Annotated in this window: 22 protein-coding genes; 18 read left to right on the forward strand and 4 right to left on the reverse strand. The window is 67.8% G+C overall.

Annotated features, from left to right (window positions below; all coding sequences use genetic code 11):
* Positions 1-104: 104 nt before the first annotated feature.
* Positions 105-4,055, reverse strand: coding sequence for a LamG-like jellyroll fold domain-containing protein (locus tag ASE64_RS15525; protein ID WP_156352004.1), 3,951 nt, complete (start codon positions 4,053-4,055; stop codon positions 105-107).
* Positions 4,056-4,344: 289 nt separating this feature from the next.
* On the opposite strand from ASE64_RS15525, the gene ASE64_RS15530 reads away from it, so the two are divergent.
* Positions 4,345-5,352 carry a LacI family DNA-binding transcriptional regulator gene (locus tag ASE64_RS15530; RefSeq protein WP_055782606.1) on the forward strand — a complete coding sequence of 336 codons (1,008 nt, stop codon included), beginning with the start codon at positions 4,345-4,347 and terminating at the stop codon, positions 5,350-5,352.
* On the opposite strand, the gene ASE64_RS15535 is transcribed toward ASE64_RS15530, so the two are convergent.
* The gene (locus ASE64_RS15535) at positions 5,349-6,569 is read right to left on the reverse strand and encodes a hypothetical protein (protein WP_055782609.1); all 1,221 of its coding nucleotides are present in this window, start codon (positions 6,567-6,569) and stop codon (positions 5,349-5,351) included. The genes ASE64_RS15530 and ASE64_RS15535 overlap by 4 nt on opposite strands.
* A 77-nt stretch (positions 6,570-6,646) precedes the next feature.
* Between ASE64_RS15535 and ASE64_RS15540 the strand changes: the two genes are divergently transcribed.
* Positions 6,647-7,609 (forward strand): NAD-dependent epimerase/dehydratase family protein, encoded by a 963-nt coding sequence (locus ASE64_RS15540; RefSeq protein ID WP_055782612.1) that lies wholly within the window; start codon positions 6,647-6,649, stop codon positions 7,607-7,609.
* Positions 7,610-7,637: 28 nt separating this feature from the next.
* Here the strand turns inward: ASE64_RS15540 and ASE64_RS15545 are convergent, their stop codons facing one another.
* Positions 7,638-8,183: a CPBP family intramembrane glutamic endopeptidase gene (locus tag ASE64_RS15545; RefSeq protein WP_055783179.1), complete on the reverse strand. Its 546-nt coding sequence runs from the start codon at positions 8,181-8,183 to the stop codon at positions 7,638-7,640.
* 202 nt (positions 8,184-8,385) lie between these two features.
* Between ASE64_RS15545 and ASE64_RS15550 the strand changes: the two genes are divergently transcribed.
* Positions 8,386-9,012 carry an HAD family hydrolase gene (locus ASE64_RS15550; protein ID WP_055782615.1) on the forward strand — a complete coding sequence of 209 codons (627 nt, stop codon included), beginning with the start codon at positions 8,386-8,388 and terminating at the stop codon, positions 9,010-9,012.
* A 34-nt stretch (positions 9,013-9,046) separates the two neighbouring features.
* On the opposite strand, the gene ASE64_RS15555 is transcribed toward ASE64_RS15550, so the two are convergent.
* Complete coding sequence (locus tag ASE64_RS15555) at positions 9,047-10,126, reverse strand: GTP-binding protein (protein WP_055782619.1); 1,080 nt, start codon at positions 10,124-10,126, stop codon at positions 9,047-9,049.
* 50 nt (positions 10,127-10,176) lie between these two features.
* On the opposite strand from ASE64_RS15555, the gene ykgO reads away from it, so the two are divergent.
* The 15 genes from ykgO to ASE64_RS15630 all read left to right on the forward strand — a co-directional run bounded on the left by ykgO (position 10,177) and on the right by ASE64_RS15630 (position 24,392).
* A complete protein-coding gene (gene ykgO, locus ASE64_RS15560) occupies positions 10,177-10,299 on the forward strand; it encodes a type B 50S ribosomal protein L36 (protein WP_044441107.1) in 123 nt (40 codons plus the stop codon).
* Positions 10,300-10,343: 44 nt separating this feature from the next.
* Positions 10,344-11,417, forward strand: a complete 1,074-nt coding sequence (locus ASE64_RS15565) for a FecCD family ABC transporter permease (RefSeq protein ID WP_055782621.1) — start codon at positions 10,344-10,346, stop codon at positions 11,415-11,417.
* A 20-nt stretch (positions 11,418-11,437) separates the two neighbouring features.
* Positions 11,438-12,448: an ABC transporter substrate-binding protein gene (locus ASE64_RS15570; RefSeq protein ID WP_055782624.1), complete on the forward strand. Its 1,011-nt coding sequence runs from the start codon at positions 11,438-11,440 to the stop codon at positions 12,446-12,448.
* Positions 12,445-13,239 carry an ABC transporter ATP-binding protein gene (locus ASE64_RS15575; protein WP_055782626.1) on the forward strand — a complete coding sequence of 265 codons (795 nt, stop codon included), beginning with the start codon at positions 12,445-12,447 and terminating at the stop codon, positions 13,237-13,239. Before ASE64_RS15570 ends, ASE64_RS15575 begins: the two co-directional genes overlap by 4 nt.
* The gene (locus ASE64_RS15580) at positions 13,236-14,027 is read left to right on the forward strand and encodes a class I SAM-dependent methyltransferase (RefSeq protein ID WP_055782630.1); all 792 of its coding nucleotides are present in this window, start codon (positions 13,236-13,238) and stop codon (positions 14,025-14,027) included. The genes ASE64_RS15575 and ASE64_RS15580 overlap by 4 nt, the downstream gene beginning before the upstream one ends.
* 14 nt (positions 14,028-14,041) lie before the next feature.
* Complete coding sequence (locus ASE64_RS15585) at positions 14,042-15,160, forward strand: NAD(P)/FAD-dependent oxidoreductase (RefSeq protein ID WP_055783182.1); 1,119 nt, start codon at positions 14,042-14,044, stop codon at positions 15,158-15,160.
* A complete protein-coding gene (locus tag ASE64_RS15590) occupies positions 15,154-16,146 on the forward strand; it encodes an arsenic resistance protein (RefSeq protein ID WP_055783185.1) in 993 nt (330 codons plus the stop codon). The genes ASE64_RS15585 and ASE64_RS15590 overlap by 7 nt, the downstream gene beginning before the upstream one ends.
* Before the next feature lie 122 nt (positions 16,147-16,268).
* Positions 16,269-17,258, forward strand: coding sequence for a permease (locus ASE64_RS15595; protein WP_235480660.1), 990 nt, complete (start codon positions 16,269-16,271; stop codon positions 17,256-17,258).
* Positions 17,259-17,265: 7 nt separating this feature from the next.
* Entirely contained in the window at positions 17,266-18,066 is an 801-nt protein-coding gene (locus tag ASE64_RS15600) for a TIGR03943 family putative permease subunit (protein WP_055782631.1), read from the forward strand.
* Positions 18,056-19,414 carry an Ig-like domain-containing protein gene (locus tag ASE64_RS15605; RefSeq protein WP_055782634.1) on the forward strand — a complete coding sequence of 453 codons (1,359 nt, stop codon included), beginning with the start codon at positions 18,056-18,058 and terminating at the stop codon, positions 19,412-19,414. The genes ASE64_RS15600 and ASE64_RS15605 overlap by 11 nt, the downstream gene beginning before the upstream one ends.
* A 224-nt stretch (positions 19,415-19,638) precedes the next feature.
* Positions 19,639-20,067 carry an Hsp20/alpha crystallin family protein gene (locus tag ASE64_RS15610; protein WP_055782637.1) on the forward strand — a complete coding sequence of 143 codons (429 nt, stop codon included), beginning with the start codon at positions 19,639-19,641 and terminating at the stop codon, positions 20,065-20,067.
* 11 nt (positions 20,068-20,078) lie between these two features.
* A complete protein-coding gene (locus tag ASE64_RS15615) occupies positions 20,079-20,348 on the forward strand; it encodes a hypothetical protein (RefSeq protein WP_055782640.1) in 270 nt (89 codons plus the stop codon).
* Positions 20,349-20,491: 143 nt separating this feature from the next.
* Entirely contained in the window at positions 20,492-21,391 is a 900-nt protein-coding gene (locus tag ASE64_RS15620; RefSeq protein ID WP_055782643.1) for an SDR family oxidoreductase, read from the forward strand.
* Positions 21,388-22,860: an alpha/beta hydrolase gene (locus ASE64_RS15625; RefSeq protein WP_082466427.1), complete on the forward strand. Its 1,473-nt coding sequence runs from the start codon at positions 21,388-21,390 to the stop codon at positions 22,858-22,860. Before ASE64_RS15620 ends, ASE64_RS15625 begins: the two co-directional genes overlap by 4 nt.
* Positions 22,851-24,392 carry a GMC family oxidoreductase gene (locus tag ASE64_RS15630; protein WP_235480661.1) on the forward strand — a complete coding sequence of 514 codons (1,542 nt, stop codon included), beginning with the start codon at positions 22,851-22,853 and terminating at the stop codon, positions 24,390-24,392. The genes ASE64_RS15625 and ASE64_RS15630 overlap by 10 nt, the downstream gene beginning before the upstream one ends.

Below are 24,392 nucleotides of genomic sequence, written 5' to 3' on the forward strand. Positions count from 1 at the left end.
GCTCTCTGCGCGCCCTCCATCGACCCTACCGAGCGGTCGCCCAGCACACGAAAAGGCGGCGTGGCCGCGCTCCGAAGAGGAGCACGACCACGCCGCGAGTCGTTCTAGGAGTGCTGGCTCCTTCTCTTCTTGCGGAGCACCACGGCGCCGGCCCCCAGCATCAGGAGGGTGAGCAGGCCCACGAAGCTCCAATCCGCTCCCGTCGCCGCAAGCTTTCCCCCGTTGCCCGCCGAGCCTGTTCCGGCCGCGTCAGAACCGCCGCCGGGAACCGGGTTCGCGCCCGGGTCGGCCGGTCCACCCGGCTCGCCCGGCTCGCCCGGCTCCCCCGGCTCGGAGCCGGCGAGCTGAACGAACGGAGCCACCGAGATGCTGTCGATGTTCGGCGCATACTGCGACCGCAGCAGCACTCCCGGGAACTGATCCGAGATCAACGTCGTGCCATCGAAGTTCGGCTTCTCCTCCGAGCTGAACGAGATCGTGTTGTCACCCTTCTTCAGCTGCACCTGCACCGTCAGCTCCCAGAAGTTGTTCTGGTGGAACGAGTGCGGGAACGCCACCGTCGACGTGGTGCCGTTGACGTCGAGCGTCGCGGACCGGGCGAGCGGGTCGGGGTTGTAGTGCGTCGCGGGCGACTGCTCCTCATTCGAGTACCGGATGGTGAGGGCGTACGTGCCGTCGGCGTCGACATTCACCTTCGAGAACTCGAGGCTGGAGTCGTTGCCGGGGGCTCCGCCGATGGTGCCGACGGCCTCGCCGCCAGACGCCAGCGAGAGCGCACGAGTCGCGGCAGACCCGGTGAGCGTCGCATCCTCGGCCTCATACTCGCCGTTCGCCGCCGCCTTCGCGGCGCTCGCGCCAGGCTTCGAGACGGCGAGCCGGTCGAGCACCAGGGCTTCGGATGCGCCGGTGACGGTCACCTTGTTGACCCCGCCAGACAGAAACACCGTCGTGTCGGCGCTGTCGGTGAGCGAGCCCACGGCCGTGCCGTTGACCGCGATCGCGCCCTCACCTTCTCCGAATGTCGCGAACGACAGGGTCGAATACGAGTCGTCGGCGGAGTAGACCCAGAAGGTGGAACTGGCGCCGGCAGCGAGCGTCACCGTGCCCGAGCCGGACACGCCGGCGCGGTCGTAGTCGGTGGTTGCATCCGCCGACAGCGTGGCGTTCTCCGCCTCGTAGAGCGAAACGGTGTCGGCCGCCGGGAGCGACAACTCGATCTTGTCGAGGATCGCGTCGCCCTGCGTGCCGCGTGAGCCATCGAGGCTCTTCGCCGAGACCGAGATCGTATGGGCGCCCTTCGTCAGGTCGACCGTCGTGTTGGCGTGATCCCAGACCACCCACTTGTAGCCGAGCGGCAGGAACACCTCCTGTTCGGCTCCGCCGTCTACCGTAACGAACACGTTGACCGGTCCCTGATCGGCGTTGAGGTTGTACGTGTTCAGCGAGCTCGAGAACAGGCTGAGATCGTAGGCGCCGTCGGCCGGTGCCTCGACCGCGAAGTCGAGCTTCACGTCGGAACCCGTGCGAAGCCCGCCGACGTTGTAGTTGCCGGAGGTGTAGAAACCACCCTGGTTGCTGGGCGTCCCCTCGGGTCCGTTGCGGGTCCATCCGGTGCCCGTGTGGGCTGCGTCTTCGGCCTCGTACTTCGTGCGCCACGTCTCGCTCGGCACGGCCGGCGATGTCGTGTCGGTGCCCGGGGTGATGACGATCTCGTAGGCCGAGTCAATGTCGAGCTGCGGAAGGTCGTCACCGAAGCCGAGTCGCACGGCGTCATTGCTCACAGAGGCGTCGTACTCCTTGACCACCTTTGGTTCGCTCGAATCGCCGAGCTGCCCCGTCCAGCGGATCTCTCTGACGAGAACGTGCACGTTCGAGCCGAAGACGTCTTGCGGAACGTCGTCGAAGTACACGGCCTGCTTGCCGGAGGCGCCTCCAATCAGTGCCTGCGCCCGCTTCTTGGCGGTGTCGAGCGTGGCCACGCCCTGCACGGTGTAACTGTCGAGCGACGGCGGCGTCACCGCCACGGTGTCTCCGGTCATCTGCCCGTAGGAGTTGAGGAGCCACCACTGGCCGTTGCCCCGGTTGGACTGAACGGCCGAGTCGCTGAGGTTGCCGTCGATGTTCCAGTACGCGATGTCGCCGTCGACCTTCTTGTCTTCGAGCGCCGAGATCCACTGGATCATCTGCCCGGGAACGGAGGTGTGGTAGTTGAAGGCGTACTCGTTGAGGTTGATCGGCAGCTGCTTGCCCTCGTATGCGGTGCCGGCGAAGAGCTCCGGCTCCCAGGAACGGTAGCGATCGACGTTGCGGCGGATCGCCGACGGGTCGCTCAGCTCGTGCCAGGTGATGACAGCAGGAACGGTGACCGCATCGAGGGTGTGCTGCATGAATCCGCGTACCTGGTCGTACAGAACGCTCGTGTTCGGTCCGGCGATGCGGGCGTCGGGCATCTTGCCCTTGATCAGCGCGTAGACCTCGTCCCAGGCCGAGAAGAACTGGGCAGGGTCGTCGAGCCAGCTCGTGCCGTAGAAGCTCTCGCTGCCGTTGCCGAACATGTTGCCCTCGGGCTCGTTGAAGGGAACGAAGACGATGTTGTCTTGGTACTCGGCGGGCAGCTGCAGCACCTGATCGACCTGCGTGGCGATCTTGGCCTTGAAGTCGGCGAGCTTCTCATCGCCCGTGTCGCCGGGCACCTGGTAGGGGAATCCTCGGTAGATGTCGGTCATGTAGATGTAGACGTCGCCATTCGAGCTGTCGGCCAGAGGCTTCACGATCTCGAGCGCGTCGGCACCCGGATGCTGTGGGCCGTCTTGGGCCTTCGTGGCAACGGTGCGCAATTTGATGCCCTCGAGCAGGTTGTTCGAGGGAACGTCTTGGCCGTAGACGCCGTAGAGCGTTCCCGAGGCGCCGCCCATGAACGCACCGGTGGATGAGCCGAGGTCAACGGTCAATTCGCCGGTTTCGACGACGGTGACGGTGGCGGTGACCTCGGTGTCGGTGCCTGTGACGACGCCCTTGACCGTGAACGTCTTCTTGCGGGTGTCGTAGAGCGTCGGGTCGGACACAGCGTCCCAGGTCACCGGGGCGACACGTTCGACTCCGTCGGAGTAGAGCGCCTGCACCCCGGGGAGCGCGGGAGCCTCGCCGACGGGGGTAGTCGTGTCGACCGTCAGCTGGGTCACCGAGGTCACGGTGGGCACAGCCGGGCCGGCCAGAGAGGCGACCTGCTCGGCGTCGAGGGCTCGGTTGTACACCGTGAAGTCGTCGACGACGCCGTCGTAGTAGGGGTGCACGTTCCAGAGCGCGCGTCCGATGAAGCCGCTGTTCTTCGCCGAATCCGGGCTCAGCGTCGCGCCGATGTCGAGCGAGGCATCTGCCCGCGCGACCTCGAGGCCGTTCAGATACGACACGATCGTCGACCCGTCGAGCACGGTCGTGACGTTGACCCACGTGTCCTTCGCCATCACCGAACTGGAGGCGGCGTTCGCCTGGCCCCCGGTCGAGGTCGGCTTGACCGCCGAGACGGTGGTGTTGTTGCCGTCTCGGAACTTGGGCGTGAAGAACACGGAGTTGTCTTGGCTGGCTCCGAGGCCGTAGAGCCATTGGAAGCCGCCGTCGTAGCCCGACCATTTCGTCCACGCGGAGATCGTCACGGCATCCAGGTCTGTGAACAGACCCTTCGGAACCGTCACGAAGGGCGCCGTCGTCGAATCAGCCGGGCCACCCGTGAGGTCGAGGCCGGTCGTTCCCGGCGAGCGCCCCTCGACGAGCGACTCTGCAGAGAAGTTGGTGATGGCTCCGTCGAGCCCCCGGGCCGACTGGTCGACGACCGTGGAGTCGGTGACGTTCTTCTGCTCGAAGTCGTAGTCGAGGATCAGGGCGTCGTCGGGAATGGGGGCCGCCGTGGGCAGCGCCGCCCCCGGTTGAAGGGCCGCCGGCTGCAGCGCCACTGCAGGCGAACTGGAGAGGCAGGCGAGAGCGAGCGCCGTGACGACGCCACCCGCCAGGAGTGGAGAACGCCGGTGTCGGCGTTGAGGGAATGCGATCGGGGCCACGGGGGAAACCTCTCATCGGTGTCGGTGGCGGCGCCTGAGGGGTGTCCCGGAAGATCCGCTCTCGAGCGAGTCCTTCACGTGTCAGCGCCGTTGCTTACGGGTGTTCGACGTTCATCGAACCGGTTCGATGAGTGTATAGGGCTGTTTTGGGCGGCGCAAGGCTTCCTTGGCGTGGCGCAGAGCATTTTTCGCTGAAGAAGGCTCGGGTTCGACGACAATGAAGGTGCGGATATCGCATCCGGAAGCCGATAACTCATCGAATCGGTTCGACGAACATCTGAGGAGCATCATGGCCACCATCGGAGATGTCGCCCGTGTAGCGGGCGTCTCGCGCAGCACCGTGTCGTACGCGCTGTCAGGCAAGCGTCCGATCTCGGGCGAGACGAATGAGCGCATCCAAGCGGCCATTGCGGAACTCGGTTTCACCATCAACGCCGGCGCTCGTGCGCTGGCCACCTCGCAGACGATGGTGCTGGCCCTCTTCCTGCAGTTCCACGACGATGAGTTCCCCCCGGCAATGCTGCAGTACATCTACGCCATCTCCGAGGCTGCTCGCGAAGAGGGCTACGACCTGCTGATGGTGACCGACTCCGACGGGCCGGGCGCCGTGCGGCGCATCACCTCGTCGAACATGGTCGACGGGGTACTTCTGCTCGACGTCACCCACGATGATCCGCGGCTCGAAGCACTCCGCGGCGCTCGCCAGCCAGGAGCGCTGATCGGGCTGCCCCGCGACATCGATGGCCTCGACGTCTTCGACCTCGACTTCGGCGAGGCGGCCCGACTGCTGATCGACCATCTGCACGAACTCGGTCACAGCGAAGTGGTCCTGCTGACGCCGCCCCGCCATGTCTTCGAACGAGGCGGAGCCTACGCCTGGAGGTTCCGCGACGCCGCCATGGAACGCGCCGCCCGGTACAACATGACGCTCTCCAGCTACTACGGAGAATCGCAGCAGCCGGCCATCGATCGCAGCCTCGACGAGATGCTCGACCACCGAACGACCGCGACGGCCATGATCGTGCACAACGACGCATCCATCGCCGCCCTGCCACGCGTGCTCGCGCGACGCGGAACGCGAGTGCCCGAAGATCTGTCGGTCGTCAGCCTGTTTCCCCGAGAGTTCGGGCGCAGCTTTCAGCTGCCCTTCTCTGCCGTCGAGACGTCGCCCGATGGCCTCGCCCGCGAGGCCGTGCAGCATCTGATCCGCAGAATCGCGGATCCGGACTACGCGGCCTCGGTGGTCAAGTTCATCGACCCCGAACTCACGATCCGGGGCAGCACGGCCGCCCTCTAGCCGAAGAGGATCTGCGCCAGAAGAAGCGGTCCGAGCAGCAGAGCCATGGCGATGATGAAGCCAGACACCGGCGCCCAGCGAAAGCGACGGCTTCCGAGCCGACGGCCCGCCCTGGCGACCCGGGCAGGGGCTGCGACACGGGCATCCGGATGCGCCTGCGGCCCCGACGAATCGAGTGGCGCGAGCGGCCGCAGCACGCGCGCGGCCGCGCCATCCGACGCTCGTGCGCTGGCCGATCGGGCCGAGCCCTCGCCGCCGGGCGCCAGCGTCTGAGTGTCGCGCCAGCGCGCCCACTGACCGAGCTTCTGCTCGAGCGCCGCGACGAGCTCGAGCAGACCGCGCCACTTCTCGCGATCGAGGGTGGCGACCGTGTCGCGGGTCGAGAGCATAAGCCAGTCGTCGGCGATCTCGACGTCGAAGTCGGCGGCGAAGTCGACGAAACGGGCCATGATGTCGGGCGTGAACAGGTAAAGCGCATCGCGTTCGTAGCCCGCAGGGCAGTACAGCGTGAAGGCGGTGTCGAAGTCGCCCTCGAGGCTCAGCCGCTGATCGGGGTCGACGCGGAAGCGCAGGCTCGAACCCTCGGAGCGGAAGTCGTTGGCCGTCGAGTCGAGCACGATGTGCGGCAGGGCCGCGTCGAGCCTGATGCCGATGTAGCCACGGCGCTCGACCGTCTTGCTGAGAGCGCTCGGGTGGTACTTGTGGTCGCCGATCTCGACCCGCCGCGGCTCGTCACGCGTGATCATGTCGTAGGTCATGCGCGTCGTGCCGAGGTCGAACATCATTCCGGGGCGTACGAGGGTGTGCACGACGGGCGTGTAGCTCCAGCCGTTGTCGCGCGCGAAACGATCGAGCCTGTATCGCCGGGTGGTCGGGTCGTTCCGTTTCCACGCGCGCACTCGCAGCACGATCGCGAGCGTGATGGCGACGACCGCGAGAGGGGGATAGACGACGAGAACATAGTCGAGCTTCTGCGGCTGGGTGCTCTGCTGAACGAACGCGAGAACGTTCATAGTCACGAGAACAACCGCGGCGAGCGCGAGGAGGGAGGCCCCGATGCCCACGAAGAAACCCCGCACGACCACGTCGGCCAGGTCGCGATGCGCCGACTCGAGGCCGAAGTCTCTCTGAATCGAGGTCTCGAAGTCGATCGCGGCTTGCCGATCGACCGGCTCGGTGAGGGCGCTGGCGTCGACCGAGATCGTGGCGTTCTGCATGAGTCGAGCCTGCCATGCCCGTTGCGCCCTGGGCGAAGCGAGCCACGCACTGCCGCGTCGACCGATGGACTGGGTTCATGCGACGGGTGCTTGTGCTGGGTGGAACGGGCTGGTTGGGGCGCGAGATCGCGCAGCGAGCGGTGGCGGAGGGCGCAGAGGTCACCTGCCTCGCTCGCGGTGATTCGGGGTCCGTTCCCGATGCTGCGCATCTCGTGCGGAGCGATCGGCTGTCTGCCCACGCATACGACGGTGTTATCGGCGAGTGGGATGACGTGATCGAGCTCTCCCACGATCCACGGTTCGTCGGCCCGGCCCTCGACGCGCTCGCCTCGCGCGTCGCCCATTGGACGCTCGTGTCGAGCGTCTCGGTGTACAGCCGAAACGATGAACCGGATGCCGACGAGTCGGCCGCCGTAGTGGAGCCTCGCGACACCTCGGAGCACGCCGATGCGAAGGTCGCGGCGGAGCGCTCGAGCCTCGAGCACCTCGGCGACCGGCTGCTCGTGGCCCGACCGGGACTCATCGTCGGATCCGGCGACCCAAGCGACCGCTTCGGCTACTGGCCGGCACGCTTCAGCCGCTCAGGCCCCGTGCTCGCCCCCACAACTGCGGATCGGTTCGTGCAGGCGATCGACGTCTCCGACCTCGCCGCGTGGATCGAGCGCGCGGGCCGCGATCGCCTGTCGGGCGCGGTGAATGTCGTCGGCGAGGTGATTCCCCTGGCGGCTTTCCTGCACGCTGCAGCAGAGGTCGCCGGCTACGACGGCGAGGTCGTCGAGCTCTCTGACGAGGCGCTGCTCGCCCACGACGTGCACTACTGGGCCGGGCCCAGGTCGCTTCCCCTGTGGCTTCCGCTCAGCGATGCGGCCTTTGCGCAGCGATCGGGAGCCGCCTACCTGGCCTCAGGGGGCATCCGGCGATCGCTTCACGAGACGCTGTCGCGCGTGCACGCCGACGAACTTGCCCGCGGCATCGACCGCGAGCGCCGGTCGGGGCTCACGGCGGTCGACGAGCGCGCGATTCTGCGCGCAGGCCGCTGAGCGAGTCGCGCCTCGATTTGTGCAGCTTTCAGGCCGCGAGCAGACCTGCGCCGATGTTGGCGACCGCGTGCGACAGCGCACCCGGCACGACGCTGCCCGACCGGTAGCGCAGCCATCCGAGCAGGAGGCCCGCGACGAACTGCACGGGAAGGATCGGCCACAGGGCCGGATCGACAAGGAGCAAGAGCAGGTGCGGAACCAAGAAGATGGCCGCCTGGAGCAGATTGCCGCGAATGAAACCTAGTCTGCGAAGAAGCACGCCGCCGATCAGACCGCGAAAGAGGATCTCTTCGCCTAGCGCCCTGGCTACGACCGCGACGGCTGCCGCCACAGACGTCACGGCCGCCAACGTCACCCCGGGAGCCTGCGTTGCGCCGTCGGGGATTGCCGCGATGGCGAGATAGCCGAGCACTCCAAGGGGAATGAGCAGGGCTGCAGCCCACAGATAGTCGCTGCCTCGGCCCCACGCTGCGCCCAGACGCTCGGCGGCCTCGCGGCGGCCCAGACGCTTCCTGCTGCCCTGGACGATGAAGTAGATCACTGACGGAATGGAGTAGAGGATCAGCTCAACCATGACCACAACCCTAGGGGCGGGCGAGAAGCCGCAGCGCCGCTCTTATTCAGGAGATTCGGCCGAAATCGAGCAGTTCTGCACGCCGAGGTTCGGTTGTTCCTGAATTGCGGCGGCAGCGCGCCCGCCAGCATCAGTAATCGCAACCAACGACCCACACAGCGACAGCACGACAGTTCGCCAGCTGCACGAGACAATCTGAGCTATGGACAAGATCACCCTTCCCGAGGGACTGCAGGCGATCGTCTTCGATGTCGGCGAGACACTGGTCGACGAGTCTCGCGCCTGGTCTCTTCACGCCGCGGAGGTGGGGGTCACGCCCTTCGCACTGATGGGCACATTGGGGGCGCTGATCGAACGAGGAGAAGACCACCGCCGAGTCTGGGACGTGCTCGAGGTCGAGCCGCCCGCTCTCCCTGCGCGAATCGAGCGAGCGGACCTCTACGCCGACGCTGTACCCTGTCTCCTTGCGGCCCGCGCGGCCGGGTTTCTTGTCGGCATCGCGGGCAACCAACCCGTCGGTGCCGTTGCACAGGTGCACGCACTGGGGTTCGAGGCCGACTTCGTCGCATCGTCGACCGAGTGGGGTGTCGCCAAGCCCGCACCCGAGTTCTTCTCTCGAATCGCGCAGCGCGCAGACCGCAATCCCGACGTCATGCTCTATGTCGGCGACCGTCTAGACAACGACATTCTGCCTGCACGCGATGCCGGCATGCACACTGCGTTTCTTCGTCGCGGGCCGTGGGGGTACATCCACGCTCAGCGCGAGGAAGCGCGGCTCGCGGATTTTCGCCTCGACTCGCTCTCGCAGTTGACGGCTGCGCTGAGCTGACGAGCAGACACGACGCGGCAACGCGCGCCCCTCCTCAGTGGTGGTGCTCGACCATCCACTCGGGGAAGGGATCCGGGTAGCTCGCCCACTCCTCCGGCCCCGCCGCCAGCTCCTCCGCCGTGAGCAGACACTCCGACAGCGCCGCCTCGAGCGCCATCTCGTCGAGGTCGGGGCCGAAGAACACGATCTCCTGTCCGATCGGCGAGTCCGAGCTCCAGCTGAGCATCTCGGTCGGCTCGAGATCGAGCACATTGCCAGCGGTCGCCCACGACCCGACCCGGCCGCCGCGCGTCGCCAGCCGCACGAATCCTCGCGAGCGCGCGATGCATCCGACGTTCTCCGGCGTCAGCCGCAGAGTCACGGCCGCGTGCAGGCGACCCGGGTGAAACGGTCGCGGGTCGCGGAACACGAACGTCGAACACCCAGACACCGGATGCGCGGGCGCACCCTCCACGAGCTCCCGCTGCCAGCCCATCGACGCCCCGAGCCGGCGGGCGCGGCCGCGCACCAGCAACCCTGACAGCTGCCTTGCGTGCGCCACGTCGAAGGGCGTCAGCACGAGTGCCGACGGCGCCAGTCGCTCGAGAAGTGCGAGCACGAGCCGCGTGTCTTCTGCGGCAGCCGCGTTGGGAACATCGGTCAGCACGATCATGCTGGCGAACTCGAGGCGAGAGGCCAGGCGCCCGGGCGAGGTGAAGTCGTCGATCTGGTCGGCCGCCTGGCTTGCCCAGCCGAGAAGCTGCTGGCCCACCTCGCGCACGGAGCTCACCGCCACCACGTCGCGAATGCCCACGGGAACGCGCGGCCGACGACCATCGAGCATGTGCTCGAGCACCAGGGCGATCTCGACGATGTCCGCACCCGGCTCCAGCACGACCACGGTGTTGCCCGTGAGGCCGTCGTCGTACTCGGATGCGAGTTGCTCGGCGAGCTCGACGGCGAACGTCGCGTCGTCATCGCCTCCGAGATCGAGTTCGGCGGGCGACTCCGAGGCTGCGCATCCACTGAGGATGGCGGCGATCTGCTCGGCGCGAAGACGATCACTCGACGAGACGAGCGTGACGGCCAGACCGGCGATACGGGAGATCGGGTGGCTGTCGGAGGACTCGTTCATAGTGAGTTACTGTATGTGAGAATCGTTCTCAATAACAAATGGAGGCAGCTGTGAAGGTCCGCAATTCGATCAAGTCAATGAAGAAGATGCCCGGCTCGCAGGTCGTCAGACGGCGCGGCCGCGTGTTCGTGATCAACAAGCTCAACCCTCGCTTCAAAGCCCGCCAGGGGTGAGAAGCGAAAGCTCCTCAGCGGTGAGAAGCGAAAGCTCCTCACGGATGACGAGCCTCGCCCAGCGCGAGGTCGTCTCGTCGATCAGACGTGGTCGACGACGCGGTGCCGTGATGATCGCTGCCCTGGTGAGTGCAGCGATCATCGCAGCGCTGGTCGCGGTGAGCATCGGCCCTGTGCCGATAGCCCCGGCGAGTGTCATCGGCATCATCGGCGACGGAGTCTTCTCGACCGGCCGCGGCGACTGGTCGGACTCCGCCCAACAGATCGTGTGGGGCACCCGGCTGCCGCGTGTGGCGATGGCCCTGGTAGCAGGCGCGGTGCTCGCCGTGTCGGGAGCGATGCTTCAGGCGCTCGTGCGCAACAGCCTCGCCGACCCCTACCTGCTCGGACTCAACTCCGGCGCATCCACCGGCGTCGCCCTCGTCGTTCTCGTGATCGGCGGCGGCAGTGCCCTGCTGTTCTCCGGTGCCGCCCTCGCCGGCGCCATCGGCGCCGTGCTGCTCGTACTGATGCTGGCAGGCGTGGCCAATCGTCGAGGCCCACTACGGCTGGTGTTGGCCGGCCTCGCCGTCGGCTACGCGCTCAATGCCGCCACCAGCTTTCTCGTGTTCTCGAGCGACTCCCCCGAGGCGGCCCGTTCGGTGCTGTTCTGGCTGCTCGGGTCGCTCGCCGCTGTGCAACCGCTCGCCCTCGCGGCCGCCGCCGTCACCGCGGCCGTCGGTATCGGCATCCTGATCGTGATCGCGCCGATGATCGACGCGCTGGCCTCGGGCGACGACTCCGCCCGATCGGCGGGAATCGACCCCGAGCGCACCCGCATCGCCCTGATGGTGGGCGTCTCGGCGATGGTCGGCGTCACCGTAGCCGCGGTCGGCGGTGTCGGCTTCATCGGCCTGGTCGTGCCCCATCTCGCTCGCCGATTGGCGGGCGGCCGTCACCGCGTCGTGCTGCCGATCTCCGCGCTCCTCGGCGCCATCCTGCTTGTCGCCGCCGACACCGTGGCGAGAACCGCCTTCGCTCCTCAAGAGATTCCCGTGGGCGTCATCACCGGAATCATCGGCGCCCCCTTCCTGCTCCTGCTGCTTCGCACATCCTCCTCACCCGCACACACCTCGTAGCCCCCTCTAGAAAGAACCCGATGAACACACCCCTCTTCCGGCGCCTGCCGGCGGCCCTCACCGTCACCGCGCTGACCCTCGCGGCGCTCAGCGCCTGCGCGCCGACCGCATCCGCGACCGACGTCGGCGGATCCACGAGCGACTCCGCCGACGCGCCCATCACCATCGAGAACTGCGGATCGGAGGTCACTCTTGCGGCGCCCGCGAAGCGCATCGTTCTCGTGAACAACGACTCTCTGCCGAACCTCGAGGCGCTCGACGCCGTCGACCGCGTGGTCGCCCTCACCTCGACCGTGCAGCCGGGCCTCTATAAGGACTCCACCTACACGACCCTCGACTCGCTCGACCTGCTCTCGACAGAGAAGAACGCGACCGGCGGATCGATCGTGTCGCAGGAGAGCATCCTCGGAGCCAGGCCGGATCTGGTGATCGCGCCCGAGAACGCGGTCGACCGAGCCGCCCTCGCCGCCAGCGGAATCGCCGTGTACACACCCAGCGCCTACTGCGCGAACCCCGGCCCCGAGCTCAGCCAACCGGCCACCTTCGACCGCGTCTGGAGCGAAGTCCGCACCCTAGGCGCCCTCCTGGGCGAGAGCGATCAGGCCGAGCAGGTCGTCGCCCAGGGCACGGCGAGCCTCGGTTCAGAGGCACCGGATGCCGGAACCGCCGCCGCCCTCTACGTGTCATCCGGCGGGAGCGTTCTCTCGCCCTACGGCGGCCCGAGCATGGTGACGCCGGTCTTTGCGGCCGCGGGGCTGACCAACGTCTACGCCGACTCCCCCGAGCGGGTCTTCGACGCCAACATCGAGGACATCATCTCGCGTGACCCGGCCACCATCGTGCTGCTCTATTCCAGCGGCGAGCCGAAAGACGTCATCGACAGCTTCATGAGCGCTCCCGGGGTGTCCGCCCTGTCGGCGGTGCAGAAGGGACGCGTCGTAGCGCTGCAGTTCCCCTACACCGACCCGCCCAGCATGCTCTCGATCGCCGGACCGCAGCAGGTGCGCGGGCTTCTCTCGACACTGCCGTGATCGAAGCCGAGGCGGTGACCGTACGCATCGGCCGCCGGGTGCTGCTCGATGACGTCTCGTTCACCGCACAGACCGGGGCGGTCACCGGCATCGTCGGGCCGAACGGAAGCGGAAAGACCACCCTGCTGCGCGCCCTCGTTCGCGCCACGCCACTGTCGTCGGGCCGGATCGCTCTGGATGGCAACGACCTCCGCATCCGGCCCCGACGCTGGATCGCGCGCCACGTCGCCGAGGTGGGGCAGCGTAGCGAGCCCGACCCCTCGCTGCGCATCGTCGACGAGGTGTCGCTCGGCGGGCTCGCCGAGCACGGGGTTCTGCGCTCGGGCGGGGCCGCCTTCGACGACAGAGTCGCCGACGCCCTCGAGGCGGTCGAACTGTCGCACCGAGCGTTCGACCGGCTGTCGACCCTCTCAGGCGGAGAGCTGCAGCGGGTGGCGCTGGCGCGAGCGCTCGCCCACGGTGCGAGCCACGTTCTGCTCGACGAACCCACCAACCACCTCGACATCAGGCACCGACTCGAGATCGTCTCGCTTCTGCGGCGCATCGCTCCGACGGTCGTGATCGTCTTGCACGATCTCGACCTCGCGGCCGAGGTGTGCGATCACGTCGTCGTTCTGCATCGCGGACGCGTCGCAGGCGCGGGGCGCCCGGCCGACGTGCTTCTGCCGCCGTTACTCGACGAGGTGTACGACGTGACGACCCACTCGCATCAGGGGCCGGATGGGCGTGCGCGCCTCTCCTTCTCCCTGCCCTCGCCGAATCCCTCCCCTCGAACAAAGGAAACCGCATGACAGACCTCAGCATCCTCGACACCGCACGCTCCCTCGCGGCCCGCTGGGACGCGCAGCAGACCGGCTACATCCGACACCGCGCCGAGCGCTTCGACACCATCGCCCGCGTCGTCGCCGCTGTCTGCTCCGACGTCGCCGAGCCGCGCATCCTCGACCTCGCCGGGGGCACGGGCTCGCTGGCTCTGCACGTTCTCGGTCACGTTCCGAACGGCCGCGCGGTCGTCGCCGACAAAGACCCGGCACTTCTGGCCATCGCCGCCGACCTCGCTGCCGACGATGCTCGCCTGCAGACCGCCGAACTCGACCTCGCCCACGCAGACTGGCCCGAGCATCCGGCCATCGCGGCCGCGCCGTTCGACGCCGTGGTCTCGTCGACCGCGCTGCACTGGTTGAAGCCCGGAACCCTCGCCGATGTCTATCGGGCCCTGCCCGATCTGATGCGCCCGGGCAGCATCGTCTTGAACGGCGACCACCTGTCGTACAGCGCTCGGCACGAGAGCACACTGGCTCGCGTGGCCCTCGCCGACGACGCGGCCATGCAGGAGTCGACATTCGCCGGCGACACCGACACCTGGGACGAGTGGTGGCAGGCCGTCGCCGATGCGCCTCGCTACGCCGACGCCCTCGCGCGACGGTCGGAGGTCTGGGGAGCCGAACTGCACGAGGCGCCGCCGAAGGTCACGCTCGGCTTCCACCTCGAGAGCCTCGCGAGCGCCGGATTCGCCGAGACGGGCACGGTCTGGCAGTACCTCGACGATCACGTGGTCTACGGGGTGCTCGCGCAATGACCTCCCGAAGCGACATGGCTCCCACGTCCAAGCCCCTCGACGCGCTCGTCATCGGCGCCGGCCCGGCCGGAATCGGCACGGCGCTGGCCCTCTCGGCGGTCGACGACCTGCTGGTCGGCGTGGTCGATCGCGGTCAGATCGGTCAGACGTTCCTCGACTGGCCGACGAAGCAGACCTTTCTCACTCCCTCGTTCACGGGCAATGGGTTCGGCGCGACCGACCTCAACGCGGTGCACCCGCGCACGTCGCCTGCGTTCAGCCTGGGCGCCGACTACCTCACCGGGCCGCAGTACGCCAAGTATCTGCGCAGCGTGGTGAAGCACTTTCAGGTGCCGGTGCTGTCGGATACCGAGGTGACCGCGGTGGAGGCGGCCGGCGACGGGTTCACGGTGGCGACCTCGCGAGGACCGGTGTCCGCGCGCACCGTCGTGTGGGCCGGCGGCGAGTTCTCCGATCGCCCCGACGCGCGCCTGTCCGGCATCGGCCTCGCCGATCACTCCGCCACCCCCGAGGCCTGGGAGCCGCGCTCGGGCCGGGTGATCGTGATCGGCGGCTACGAATCCGGTATCGATATCGCCTGCCACCACGTCGAGCACGGCGCGCGGGTCACGGTCGTGGATGCCGGGAGCCCCTGGGATGCCGGCTCGGGCTCCGATCCCTCGTTCCGCCTCGCCCCGCGTTCACGAATGCGTCTCGACGCCGCCGCCGCGACCGGCCGGTTGACCCTGACCACAGCTCACGCGAGCAGCATCAAACGCGACGGCGCCGAGTGGATCGCGAGCCTCGACAACGGCACGCGCATCCGTGCCGACTCTCGCCCGATCGCCGCCACCGGTTTCGGCCCGGGTCTGGGCCCGGTCTCCGAGCTGTTCACGCTGCGCCGCGACGGGTGGCCCGAACTCGACGACGACGATCAGTCCACGATCACCCCCGGCCTCTTCCTGTCGGGTCCGGCGATGCGGCACGGTGCACTGAAGTTCTGCTTCATCTACAAGTTCAGACAGCGCTTCGCCCACGTCGCTCGTGTGATCGGCGAGGCGCAGGGCAAGGACTGCAGCGGCCTCGAGGAATGGCGCACCGCGGGCATGCTCACCGACGATCTGTCGTGCTGTGGAGTGGAGTGCGCGTGCTGACCGCAACGCCTCGCCCCTGGGCTGTGACCGTACTCTTCGTCGCCGCCATCCTCGTCGGCAGCCTGACGGGCGCACTCGCTCCCGCTGCGGGTGGCGCCCTCGCGTCGATGGTGGATCCGTCGATCATGGTGCTGGTCGGGCTGCTCGTGTTCACGCTGCGGCTCGACAGCCTCGCCGCGCTGAAGCGTGCGCCTCGAACGGTGCTGCTCGCACTGGCCTTCAACTTCGCCCTGGTTCCGCTGATCGCGTTCTGTCTGACCTCGCTCCTGCTGCCCGAGCAGGCGCTGCGATTGGGAGTGCTGATCTACTGCCTGTTCCCCTGCACCGACTGGTTCCTCGGCTTCACCCGCATGGCCGGCGGTGACACGACGACGGGGGCGGCGCTCATCCCGATTCAGATGACGCTGCAGCTGGTGCTCTATCCCGTCTGGCTCGGCCTCTTCGGGGGCCAGCAGGTGGGGAGCTCGCCTGTCGAGATCGCTCCGACGCTCGTCACGTGGTTCGCCGTGCCGGCCGGGGTCGCGCTCGGAGCGCGACTGCTGCTGCGGCTGTGCCTCGCTGTCGCGACGCGGGAGCGCATCGTTGCCGCAGCAGACAGGCTGGTTCCCCTCGTGATCGCCGTGGTGATCCTCGGGCTGTTCGGCGGCAACGTCGGAACGATCCTCGCCGACCCGGCCTCGTTCGCGTGGGTGCTGCTGGTCGTCTTCCTCTTCTTCGTCGTCGTCTTCGTGATCGGCGAGGGAGTCGCCCGCCTGTTCGGCCTCGGCTATCCCGCGCGGGCGCTGCTGACCATGACGACCTCTGCTCGCAACGCGCCGCTGATGCTCGCCGTCACGACCGTCGCTCTGCCTGATCAGCCCGTCGTCTACGCGGCGATCATCCTGGGCATGCTCATCGAGTTCCCGCACCTGACGGCTCTGACCCACTTGCTGCGTTGGCAGGAGAAGCAGCGCGAGAGAGCGAGCAGACCGAGCGTCAGCGTGTGAGCAACCACGCCCAGCTACCGCACGGCATGAGCGCACCATGATGGGGTAGCCGAAACGACGGTCGACAGAGCGAGGAGCGAACGCTGAGCACGACACCCGCGTCGCACCCGACACTGCGCGAGTTGACCCGATCGGAGTGGCGCTGGACGCCCACGATCGGCATCGCCGCGGTGCTGCTTCTCGTGGCGATCAGAGTTTTGGCGCCGGCCGAGTGGACGTCGTGGATGACCGATCCGGCGAAAGACTTCGTGACACTCTCGGTGAGCGTCATCATCGAGTCGCTGCCGTTCGTCATCCTCGGGATCCTGCTCTCGGCGATCGTGCAGATCTGGCTGCCCGCGGGCTTTCTTCTGAGGAGATTGCCCAGGAACGCCGTGCTGCGGCGCAGCCTGATCTCTCTGCTCGGCGTGCTCCTGCCGGTCTGCGAGTGCGGCAACGTGCCGCTGACCCGCGGGCTGATCGTCAGTGGCCTCAGCGTCGCCGACTCCATGGCGTTCCTCTTCGCGGCACCGATCATCAACCCGATCACGATCATCACGACGTACCAGGCGTTCGGCTGGAACGACGGCATCCTCATCAGCCGCATCCTCGGCGGCCTGGTCATCGCGAATCTCGTCGGGTTCATCTACAGCGCCCACCCGGCTCCGCAGACCCTGCTCACGCGAGGGTTTCAGGCAGCCTGCGCCGTCGATCCGCACGCCGAGCACGGCACTCGAACGCGCCGCACCCTCATCAGCTTCGGGCGCGAGTCCGGGGCCATGATGCCCGCCCTGATCGTGGGCGCGGGTATCGCAGGGCTCATCCAGGTGGCCGTGTCACGCAACCTGCTGATCACGCTGGGCAGCAATCCCCTGTGGTCTGTGCTCGCACTCATGGCCCTCGCGTTCATCGTGGCCATCTGCTCGAACGTCGACGCGTTCTTCATCCTCTCCTTCGGCTCCACCTTCCTACCCGGGGGCATCGTCGCCTTCCTCATCTTCGGGCCCATGATCGACATCAAGATGCTCGCGCTGATGCGCACGACCTTTACCGTGCGCACTCTGGTGCAGGTGAGCGTGCTCATCGCCGTCTGTGCCGCAGCCATCGGATTGGCGGTGAACCTTGTTTTTTAGTCGCCTCATGACGCGCTGGAAGGGGCTGGCTCTCACCCTGCTCGCGGCGATCGCCACAGTCTGGCTCGGGGTCACGGGCCAGCTCGGTCTGTACATCAACCCGCGCTACTACGTGTTCACCCTGATCATGGCCGGCATCGCGTTCGTGCTCACGATCGGTGCGCTCCTCGTCATTCCGGGGCCGCGCGAAGACGACGAGCACGATCACGTCGGGGCCGATGGGCCGGATGGGCGCGGGCCCGACGCCCACGACGTCGCCGGGGCCGGTCGCCGCCGCCCGTTGCTCGCGTTCGGCGGATCGCTCACCGCGCTCGTCATCGTCGCCGCCGCGGCCGTCGCCCTGCTCGTCGTGCCCCCGAGCTCGCTCACATCGGCGGCGGTCGAACAGCGCAGCCTCAACGGCTCGTCGAACAGCCTCGCGAACGCCGGGCCGCCGCCGGGCACGTCGGACGACACCTCCGCGTACTCGGTCAAGGACTGGGCCGCCCTCATCCGCCAGGGCGCGAGCGCCGACGACCTGAGTGGCCGGACGGCAACCCTGACGGGATTCGTGACTCCCGACGCCGACGATCCAGACAACGTCTTCTTCGTCGCCCGCTTCGTGGTGACGTGCTGCGCGGTCGACGCGCAGCCTGTCGGGGTTCCGGTCTACTCCCCGGGCTGGGCGAGCAGCTACGCCACCGACAGCTGGGTCACGGTGACCGGCGAGTTCGAGGCGAACCCCAGCGTGCTCAGCGCCGCCACGACCGTCGTACGCCCCGACAGCCTCACCGCCGTCGACCAACCCTCCGAGCCCTATGTCTATTGACACCGCCGGCCGCAGGTTCCGCCGGCTGCTCTACGGCAGCATCACGATCGTGTCGGTCGTGGCTGCCGTTCTGGTGGTCGCCAACTTCTCGCACGGGCCAGAGCTGCAGTCGGCTCAGATCAACGTGAACACCGCGGTCGAACGCTCGGGGCAGCGCCTGCTGCTGCAGGCCAACGAGCCTCTCGATCCGTCGGCTGCCGACACCCTCACCGTGAGCCCGGCGGCGGCGACCACCGCAACGGTCGACGGCGACACCATCGATGTGCAATTCACCGGGATCCTCAGCTACAACACCCGCTACACCGTGACCGTGCCCGAGGTCCGCAGCGTCGCGGCCGGTAGCGCGTCCACCATCAGCTACACCTTCACCACGGCGAATCCCACCACCTACTTCTTGTCGCCCGCCACCGGGTCGCCCGGGTCGCAGGTGAGCGATGCCGTTCTGGCCGCACCCGTCGGCGGAGGCGCACCGACACCGGTCTACCAAGCCCCGCGCATCCGGCAGTTCGTGGCGCTCGGCGACACCCTCGTCGTCGATACCGTGAACGACGACGCGACCGATGCGCTCACGATCGTCTCGCTGACCGGCGGCGCTCCCATCGTTGTGAATCTCGCGGGCGCGGGCACCATCACCAGCCTCAAGGCGAACCCGGCAAGCAAACTCTTCGGCTACACGTTCACACCGCAGCAGTCTGCCCACTACGAAGCGCAACCCGACCAGCTCTACGTCTACGACATCACGCGCGGCAACGACTACTCGATCCCCATCACGGGCACCGATTTCGAGGTGCTGACGGCGAAGGACTGGATGTTCATTCCGGGCACCACCTCGCTCGTCGCCCAGACAGAGGGTTCGGACCTGGTGCTGGTCGACACCCTGGGTGAACGAGACGGCACCTCGGGCCCCGCCCCGATCGGGCACGCAGACGAGCTCCTCGGGTTCGTCCCCACCACGAAGACGCTGATCACGGCAGACGCGGGCAGCCGTGTCGCGACCGACTTCGGGCAGACGGCAAATCCGAGCAGCGCATTCCCGACGGTGGCGGGCGACATCGGCTCCGCCGCGGCTGTCGTGAATGCCGGGGGAACCACCCTGCAGATCCAGGACTCGGGCTCTGGACCGGGTACGGCCGTCGCCAAGGTCGACGCGAGCGGCAGCAGCATCATCTTCGCTCTCGACACCCCCGAGTCGGCGGGTCACGCCGTCACGAGCGTCTGTGTCGCACCCAACGGTCTCTACGCCGCGGTCACGACCGACGCACAGCACATCACCTACGTCGACCTCTCGAACGGCACAGCGCTCGGCACCGTCGACGGCCGCGACCCGAACTGGTGCGCGTCGCGCTGACCGGCCCACCGGCTCCGCTCCAATTCAGGAAGAACCGCCCCCGATAGGCGGTTTCGTACACCGTTATACGGCTTTTCCTGAGTTGCAGCGCGGCCCTCGAAGTTGCGCCGAAAAAGGTCTTGATTCCGACTTTCGAGTGGAGTTAATATGTTGCCGTCCGAAGGTGAAAACCCTCGGTATCCAGCACAATTACGCACGCGATATCAGAAAGGGGACTCCTCATCATGGCTATGTTTTTCGATCCTTTCACCGAGTTCGGCCGCCTCACCAGCAGCCTGAGCGGCGGCCAAGCCGGCCCGCGGTTCATGCCCGTCGACCTCTACCGCGAGGGTGATCACTACGTACTCAACGCCGACCTCCCCGGAGTGGATCCGGAGAGTGTCGACATCGACGTCGACGGTCAGCTGCTGACCATCCGCGCTCAACGCACCGCCGACATCCAGAACGGCGTGAAGTGGCTCTCTCAGGAGCGACCGCACGGATCGTACGTGCGACAGTTCAGCGTCGGCGAGGGCATCGACTCGGAGCGCATCACAGCTCACTACGAGAACGGCGTTCTCTCGGTGCTCCTGCCGGTGAGCGAGCGCGCGAAGCCCCGAAAGATCGAGATTCAGGGCGGGGCGCCCCGCGAGCAGGCCGCGCTGCGGAGCTGACGGGGTGGGCCATGTTTCTCGTCGCCTCTATCAAGCCTCGAGACGAACCGGGAACGGCGTCGGTTTCAGCGTCTGACCAGGTTCTCGCCGAGGCCGACGACATCGTCGTGAGCGCACTGTTCGACGACATCGTGCGGCAGCTGGTGACGCCGGTCGACGCCCGTGAGCCTGCGTGGGGCGCACCGTCCGAGCATCCGGATGCGTCGGACGACGGCTCGAGCGTCTGGACCCCCACTCCTCGGGTACACCCGGGCAGGAGCAGGTCTCCGCCTCAGAACTGACTCACCGGCGAAGCGGTGCCAGAACTTCTGGCACCGCTTCATTTTTGTCAGGTATGGCCAGGCGGCGCACGCCCGGCAATACCAGAAATCACATGGCGTGCAATGCCCTCGCCCAATTCGACCATCGGCCTAACCTGATCCCTATGACTGCACGAGACCAGTACACGTTCGGCAACCCGGTCACCCTCTACAACCGGGTCGAGCCTCCCGTTCAGCACCAGCCCGAACCCGGAGTGCAGGCGAAGATGACGCCGGTACCCGATCTGGGCGAGAAGACCTACCGCGGCACCGGCCGCCTCGCGGGTCGCAAGGCACTCATCACCGGCGGAGACTCGGGAATCGGCGGCGCCGTCGCGATCGCTTTCGCTCGCGAGGGCGCCGACGTGGTGATCGTGCACCTGCCCACCGAGCAGGAAGACGCCGATCGCATCGTGGGCCTGATCGACGAGGCCGGCACGAAGGGTCATTCCATCGCTGCCGACATCACCGAGGCAGCCACCTGCCGCGCCATCATCGCCGAGGCCGTGAGCGTGCTCGGCGGACTCGACATCCTGGTGAACAACGCCGGCAAGCAGGTCGCGGTCGACCGCCTCGAAGACCTCAGCGACGAGCAGTTCGAGCAGACCTTCCGCACCAACGTCTTCGCCAACTTCTGGCTCAGCAAAGCCGCCCTCCCTCACCTGCCCGAGGGCGCGACCATCATCAACACCGCATCGCTCGAGGCCTACAAGCCTGCGCCCGACCGCCTCGACTACGCCTCGACCAAAGCCGCGATCAACAACTTCTCGAAGGGTCTGGCTCAGCAGCTGGCCCCGCGCGGCATCCGGGTCAACGTGGTGGCGCCGGGCCCGGTGTGGACCGCGCTGCAGGTGTCGCAGGGCGTCTCCGATGAGCAGATGACGGCCTTCGACGACGAGAGCACCTATCAGCGCGCCGGCCAGCCGGCGGAGCTGGCACCCGCCTTCGTGTTCCTCGCCTCCCCCGAGTCGAGCTACGTCTCGGGCGAGACGCTCAACGTCAACGGGGCGATGGTCACCCCGTGACCGCCCACGACGGCACGATCTTCTTCCTCCCCGGCCTCGGATTCGACGCAGCAGCGGCGGCGCCGCTCGCCGCCGCCCTCCACCGCCTCGCCGACGGCCGCTTTCGGGTCGTGGGCATCGATCTGCCCGGCCACGGCGGGTCTCCGGATGCGCCGGACGGCTCCGTCGCGGCCCTCGCCGACCGCGCGGTCGAGGTCATCGAGGCCGAGTCCGATGGCGGCCCCTTCTTTCTGGCCGCCCACAGCATGGGCGGCAAGGTCGCGGCCCTCGTCGCCGACCGCATCCTGGACGGCGACGCGAACGTCTTCGGCCTCGCCGGCCTGGTACTGCTCGCGCCGTCACCGCGTACCCCGGAGCCCATGTCCGACGACAAGCGCGCAGAGATGCTCTCGTGGGCGGAGAACGGCCTGATCTCCGAGGACCACGCCGTGGATTTCGTCGCCCAGAACGTCGCGACTCCCCTCGACGACGATGACGAGCGCGCGGCCATCGCCCAAGTGCGACTGATGTCGCCCCTCGCCTGGCGCCGCTGGCTCGACGAGGGCAGCACCGAAGACGTGTCGAACGACGTCGGCCCCATCGATCTGCCCGCGGTCGTGCTCGGTGGCGAAGACGACGACGACCTCGGCGCTTCAGCCCAGCCGCGCCTGCTCGACGGCGTCTACCCGCAGGCTCGTTTCGTCTCGCTCGCATCCACCGGGCATCTGCTCCCCTACGAGCGGCCGAACGAGGTGGCCGCCGAGATCGTTCGGCTGTGGGATGCGACGGTGTCCGTGAGCCCGCAACTCACGCCCGAATGGGGCCGGCTGGTCGCCTCCGAACGCACGGCTCCCGAGGCACGCGGGTTCCTCTCGCGTCGGGTGATCGCAGACGACCCGCAGTACACGCCGCGAGCGCTGTCTGCCGATCAGCTCACGATGCTGCGCACGCTGGCCGACCGGCTGGTTCCGCAGCCTGAGTCGCCGCGCATCGACCTGGCCGCGCGCATCGACGACGATCTCGCGATCGGTCGCGGCGACGGATGGCGCAACACCGGCCAGCCGGCAGACGTGGCCGCATACCGGCTGGGGCTCGACGACCTGGCGACGCTGTGGCCCGCCGACGATCGCGCTGAGCAGGATGCCCTCATCGACGGCATCATCTCCGGAGAACTGAACGGGTTCGAGGCCCGGGGAGACTCGGCCTGGAACGGAGCCATGCGCCAGCACTGGCTCGACGACGTGCGCACCGACCTGACCCGCGTGTGGCTGTCGCATCCGGCGTCGATGGCCCGCGTCGGCTACGACGGCTTCGCGACCAGCGGGCCGGCGAGCGGCCCCGCCGGATACATCACCGTCGCCGCCGGCGAGCGCGACCCGTGGGAGCCGGCCGAGCTCGGAACTGTCGCATCCGATGACGACGAAGAGCAGCACGACCACCCGAACACGAACACCACCCGAACCGTCGAGGAGAGCCCCGCGTGGATCTGAGTCGCATGCGCACGTACGACACCGATGAGATCGTCGACGTGGTCGTGGTCGGCACGGGCGCCGGTGGCGGTCCGTTGCTGGCCCGCCTCGCCGAACGCGGCCTGAAGGTCGTGGCCCTCGAAGCCGGCCCGAACACCGACGCCGACGGTTTCACCAACGACGAGATCGAGGCCCCGCGCATCAATTGGATGTCGGAGCGGCTCTCGGGTGGCGACGACCCCACCGCGTTCGGCTCGAACAACAGCGGCTTCGGCGTGGGCGGCGGAACCCTGCACTGGGGCGCCTTCACTCCTCGCCCAGACGCACGCGACCTCCGCCTGCGAACCGAGACGGGATCCGGCGAAGACTGGCCGATCGACCACGACGAGCTCACCCGCTACGTCGTCGAGGTCGAGCGCACCATCGGAGTCTCCGGGCCGACTCCCTACCCCTGGGATCCGGAGCGCGAGTACCTCGAGCCGCCCGTCGATCGCAACGCCGCGGCCGACATGATGGCCGCCGGATGCGCACGGCTCGGCATCCGGGCCACGGATGCGCCGGCGGCCATCCTGAGCCGCGACCGCGACCAGCCGCACTTCGGGAATCGCCGGTCGAGCCAGAACCTGGGCAGCATCCACCAGGGCGAACGCTACGGAACCAAGGCAACGACTGCGAACACGTACCTGCCCGCGGCCGTCGCCGACGGAGCCGAGATCCGCGCCGACGCGATGGTGCACGGCATCGAACTGGATGCGCAGGGTCGCGTCGAGGCCGTCGTCTATCGGCGCGACGGACAGGACTTCCGCCAGCGCTGCGCGAACCTCGTGCTGGCGGGCGGGGGCATCGAGACGCCCCGCCTGCTGCTGAACACGGGCCTCGCCAACTCGAGCGGCCAGGTCGGCCGCAACTTCCTCGCCCACGGCGGCGTGCAGGTCTGGGGCCGCTTCGACGAACAGATCCGCGGCTACCGCGGCTATCCGTCGTCGCTCATCAGTGAAGACTTCGTTCGGCCGGAGGGCGTCGACTTCGTGGGCGGCTACCTACTGCAGAGCCTGGGCGTGATGCCACTCAACTACGCCACGAGCCTCGTGCGCGGCGCTGGTCTGTGGGGCGACGAACTCATGAACGCTCTGGATGCCTGGCGGTATTCAGCGGGGATCGGCATCAACGGCGAGTGCCTCCCGTCTGACGACAACAGGCTCGTACTGTCAGACGAACTCGACGAGTGGGGCGTGCCGCGCGCGGTCGTCTCGTTCACCGCCGGCTCGAACGAGAAGGCCATCGAGGAGCACGCCACGGCGACGATGACGCGCATCCTCGAGGCAGCCGGAGCTCTTGAGACCCGCGTGCTCGCTCGCACCGCGCACACTCTGGGCACGTGCCGCATGAGTGCCGACCCGTCGTCGGGTGTGGTCGATTCCGAGGGGCGCAGCCACGACATCCCGAACATGTGGATCTCGGACAACTCGACGTTCCCGAGCTCGCTGAGCGCGAATCCGTGCCTGGTTCAGCAAGCGCTGGCGCTGCGCACCGCCGACCTCATGCTGCGCTGA

It is taken from the genome of Agreia sp. Leaf210 (assembly GCF_001421485.1).
Taxonomy (GTDB): Bacteria; Actinomycetota; Actinomycetes; order Actinomycetales; family Microbacteriaceae; genus Agreia.

Coding starts and splice junctions, on each gene's coding strand:
- ASE64_RS15615 (WP_055782640.1), top strand. CDS start 20,079: ATGTTTCTCGTCGCCTCTATCAAGCCTCGAGACGAACCGGGAACGGCG.
- ASE64_RS15610 (WP_055782637.1), top strand. CDS start 19,639: ATGGCTATGTTTTTCGATCCTTTCACCGAGTTCGGCCGCCTCACCAGC.
- ASE64_RS15555 (WP_055782619.1), bottom strand. CDS start 10,126: ATGAACGAGTCCTCCGACAGCCACCCGATCTCCCGTATCGCCGGTCTG.
- ASE64_RS15535 (WP_055782609.1), bottom strand. CDS start 6,569: ATGCAGAACGCCACGATCTCGGTCGACGCCAGCGCCCTCACCGAGCCG.
- ASE64_RS15605 (WP_055782634.1), top strand. CDS start 18,056: ATGTCTATTGACACCGCCGGCCGCAGGTTCCGCCGGCTGCTCTACGGC.
- ASE64_RS15620 (WP_055782643.1), top strand. CDS start 20,492: ATGACTGCACGAGACCAGTACACGTTCGGCAACCCGGTCACCCTCTAC.
- ASE64_RS15540 (WP_055782612.1), top strand. CDS start 6,647: ATGCGACGGGTGCTTGTGCTGGGTGGAACGGGCTGGTTGGGGCGCGAG.
- ASE64_RS15580 (WP_055782630.1), top strand. CDS start 13,236: ATGACAGACCTCAGCATCCTCGACACCGCACGCTCCCTCGCGGCCCGC.
- ASE64_RS15570 (WP_055782624.1), top strand. CDS start 11,438: ATGAACACACCCCTCTTCCGGCGCCTGCCGGCGGCCCTCACCGTCACC.
- ASE64_RS15530 (WP_055782606.1), top strand. CDS start 4,345: ATGGCCACCATCGGAGATGTCGCCCGTGTAGCGGGCGTCTCGCGCAGC.
- ASE64_RS15550 (WP_055782615.1), top strand. CDS start 8,386: ATGGACAAGATCACCCTTCCCGAGGGACTGCAGGCGATCGTCTTCGAT.
- ASE64_RS15545 (WP_055783179.1), bottom strand. CDS start 8,183: ATGGTTGAGCTGATCCTCTACTCCATTCCGTCAGTGATCTACTTCATC.
- ASE64_RS15565 (WP_055782621.1), top strand. CDS start 10,344: ATGACGAGCCTCGCCCAGCGCGAGGTCGTCTCGTCGATCAGACGTGGT.
- ASE64_RS15585 (WP_055783182.1), top strand. CDS start 14,042: ATGGCTCCCACGTCCAAGCCCCTCGACGCGCTCGTCATCGGCGCCGGC.
- ASE64_RS15600 (WP_055782631.1), top strand. CDS start 17,266: ATGACGCGCTGGAAGGGGCTGGCTCTCACCCTGCTCGCGGCGATCGCC.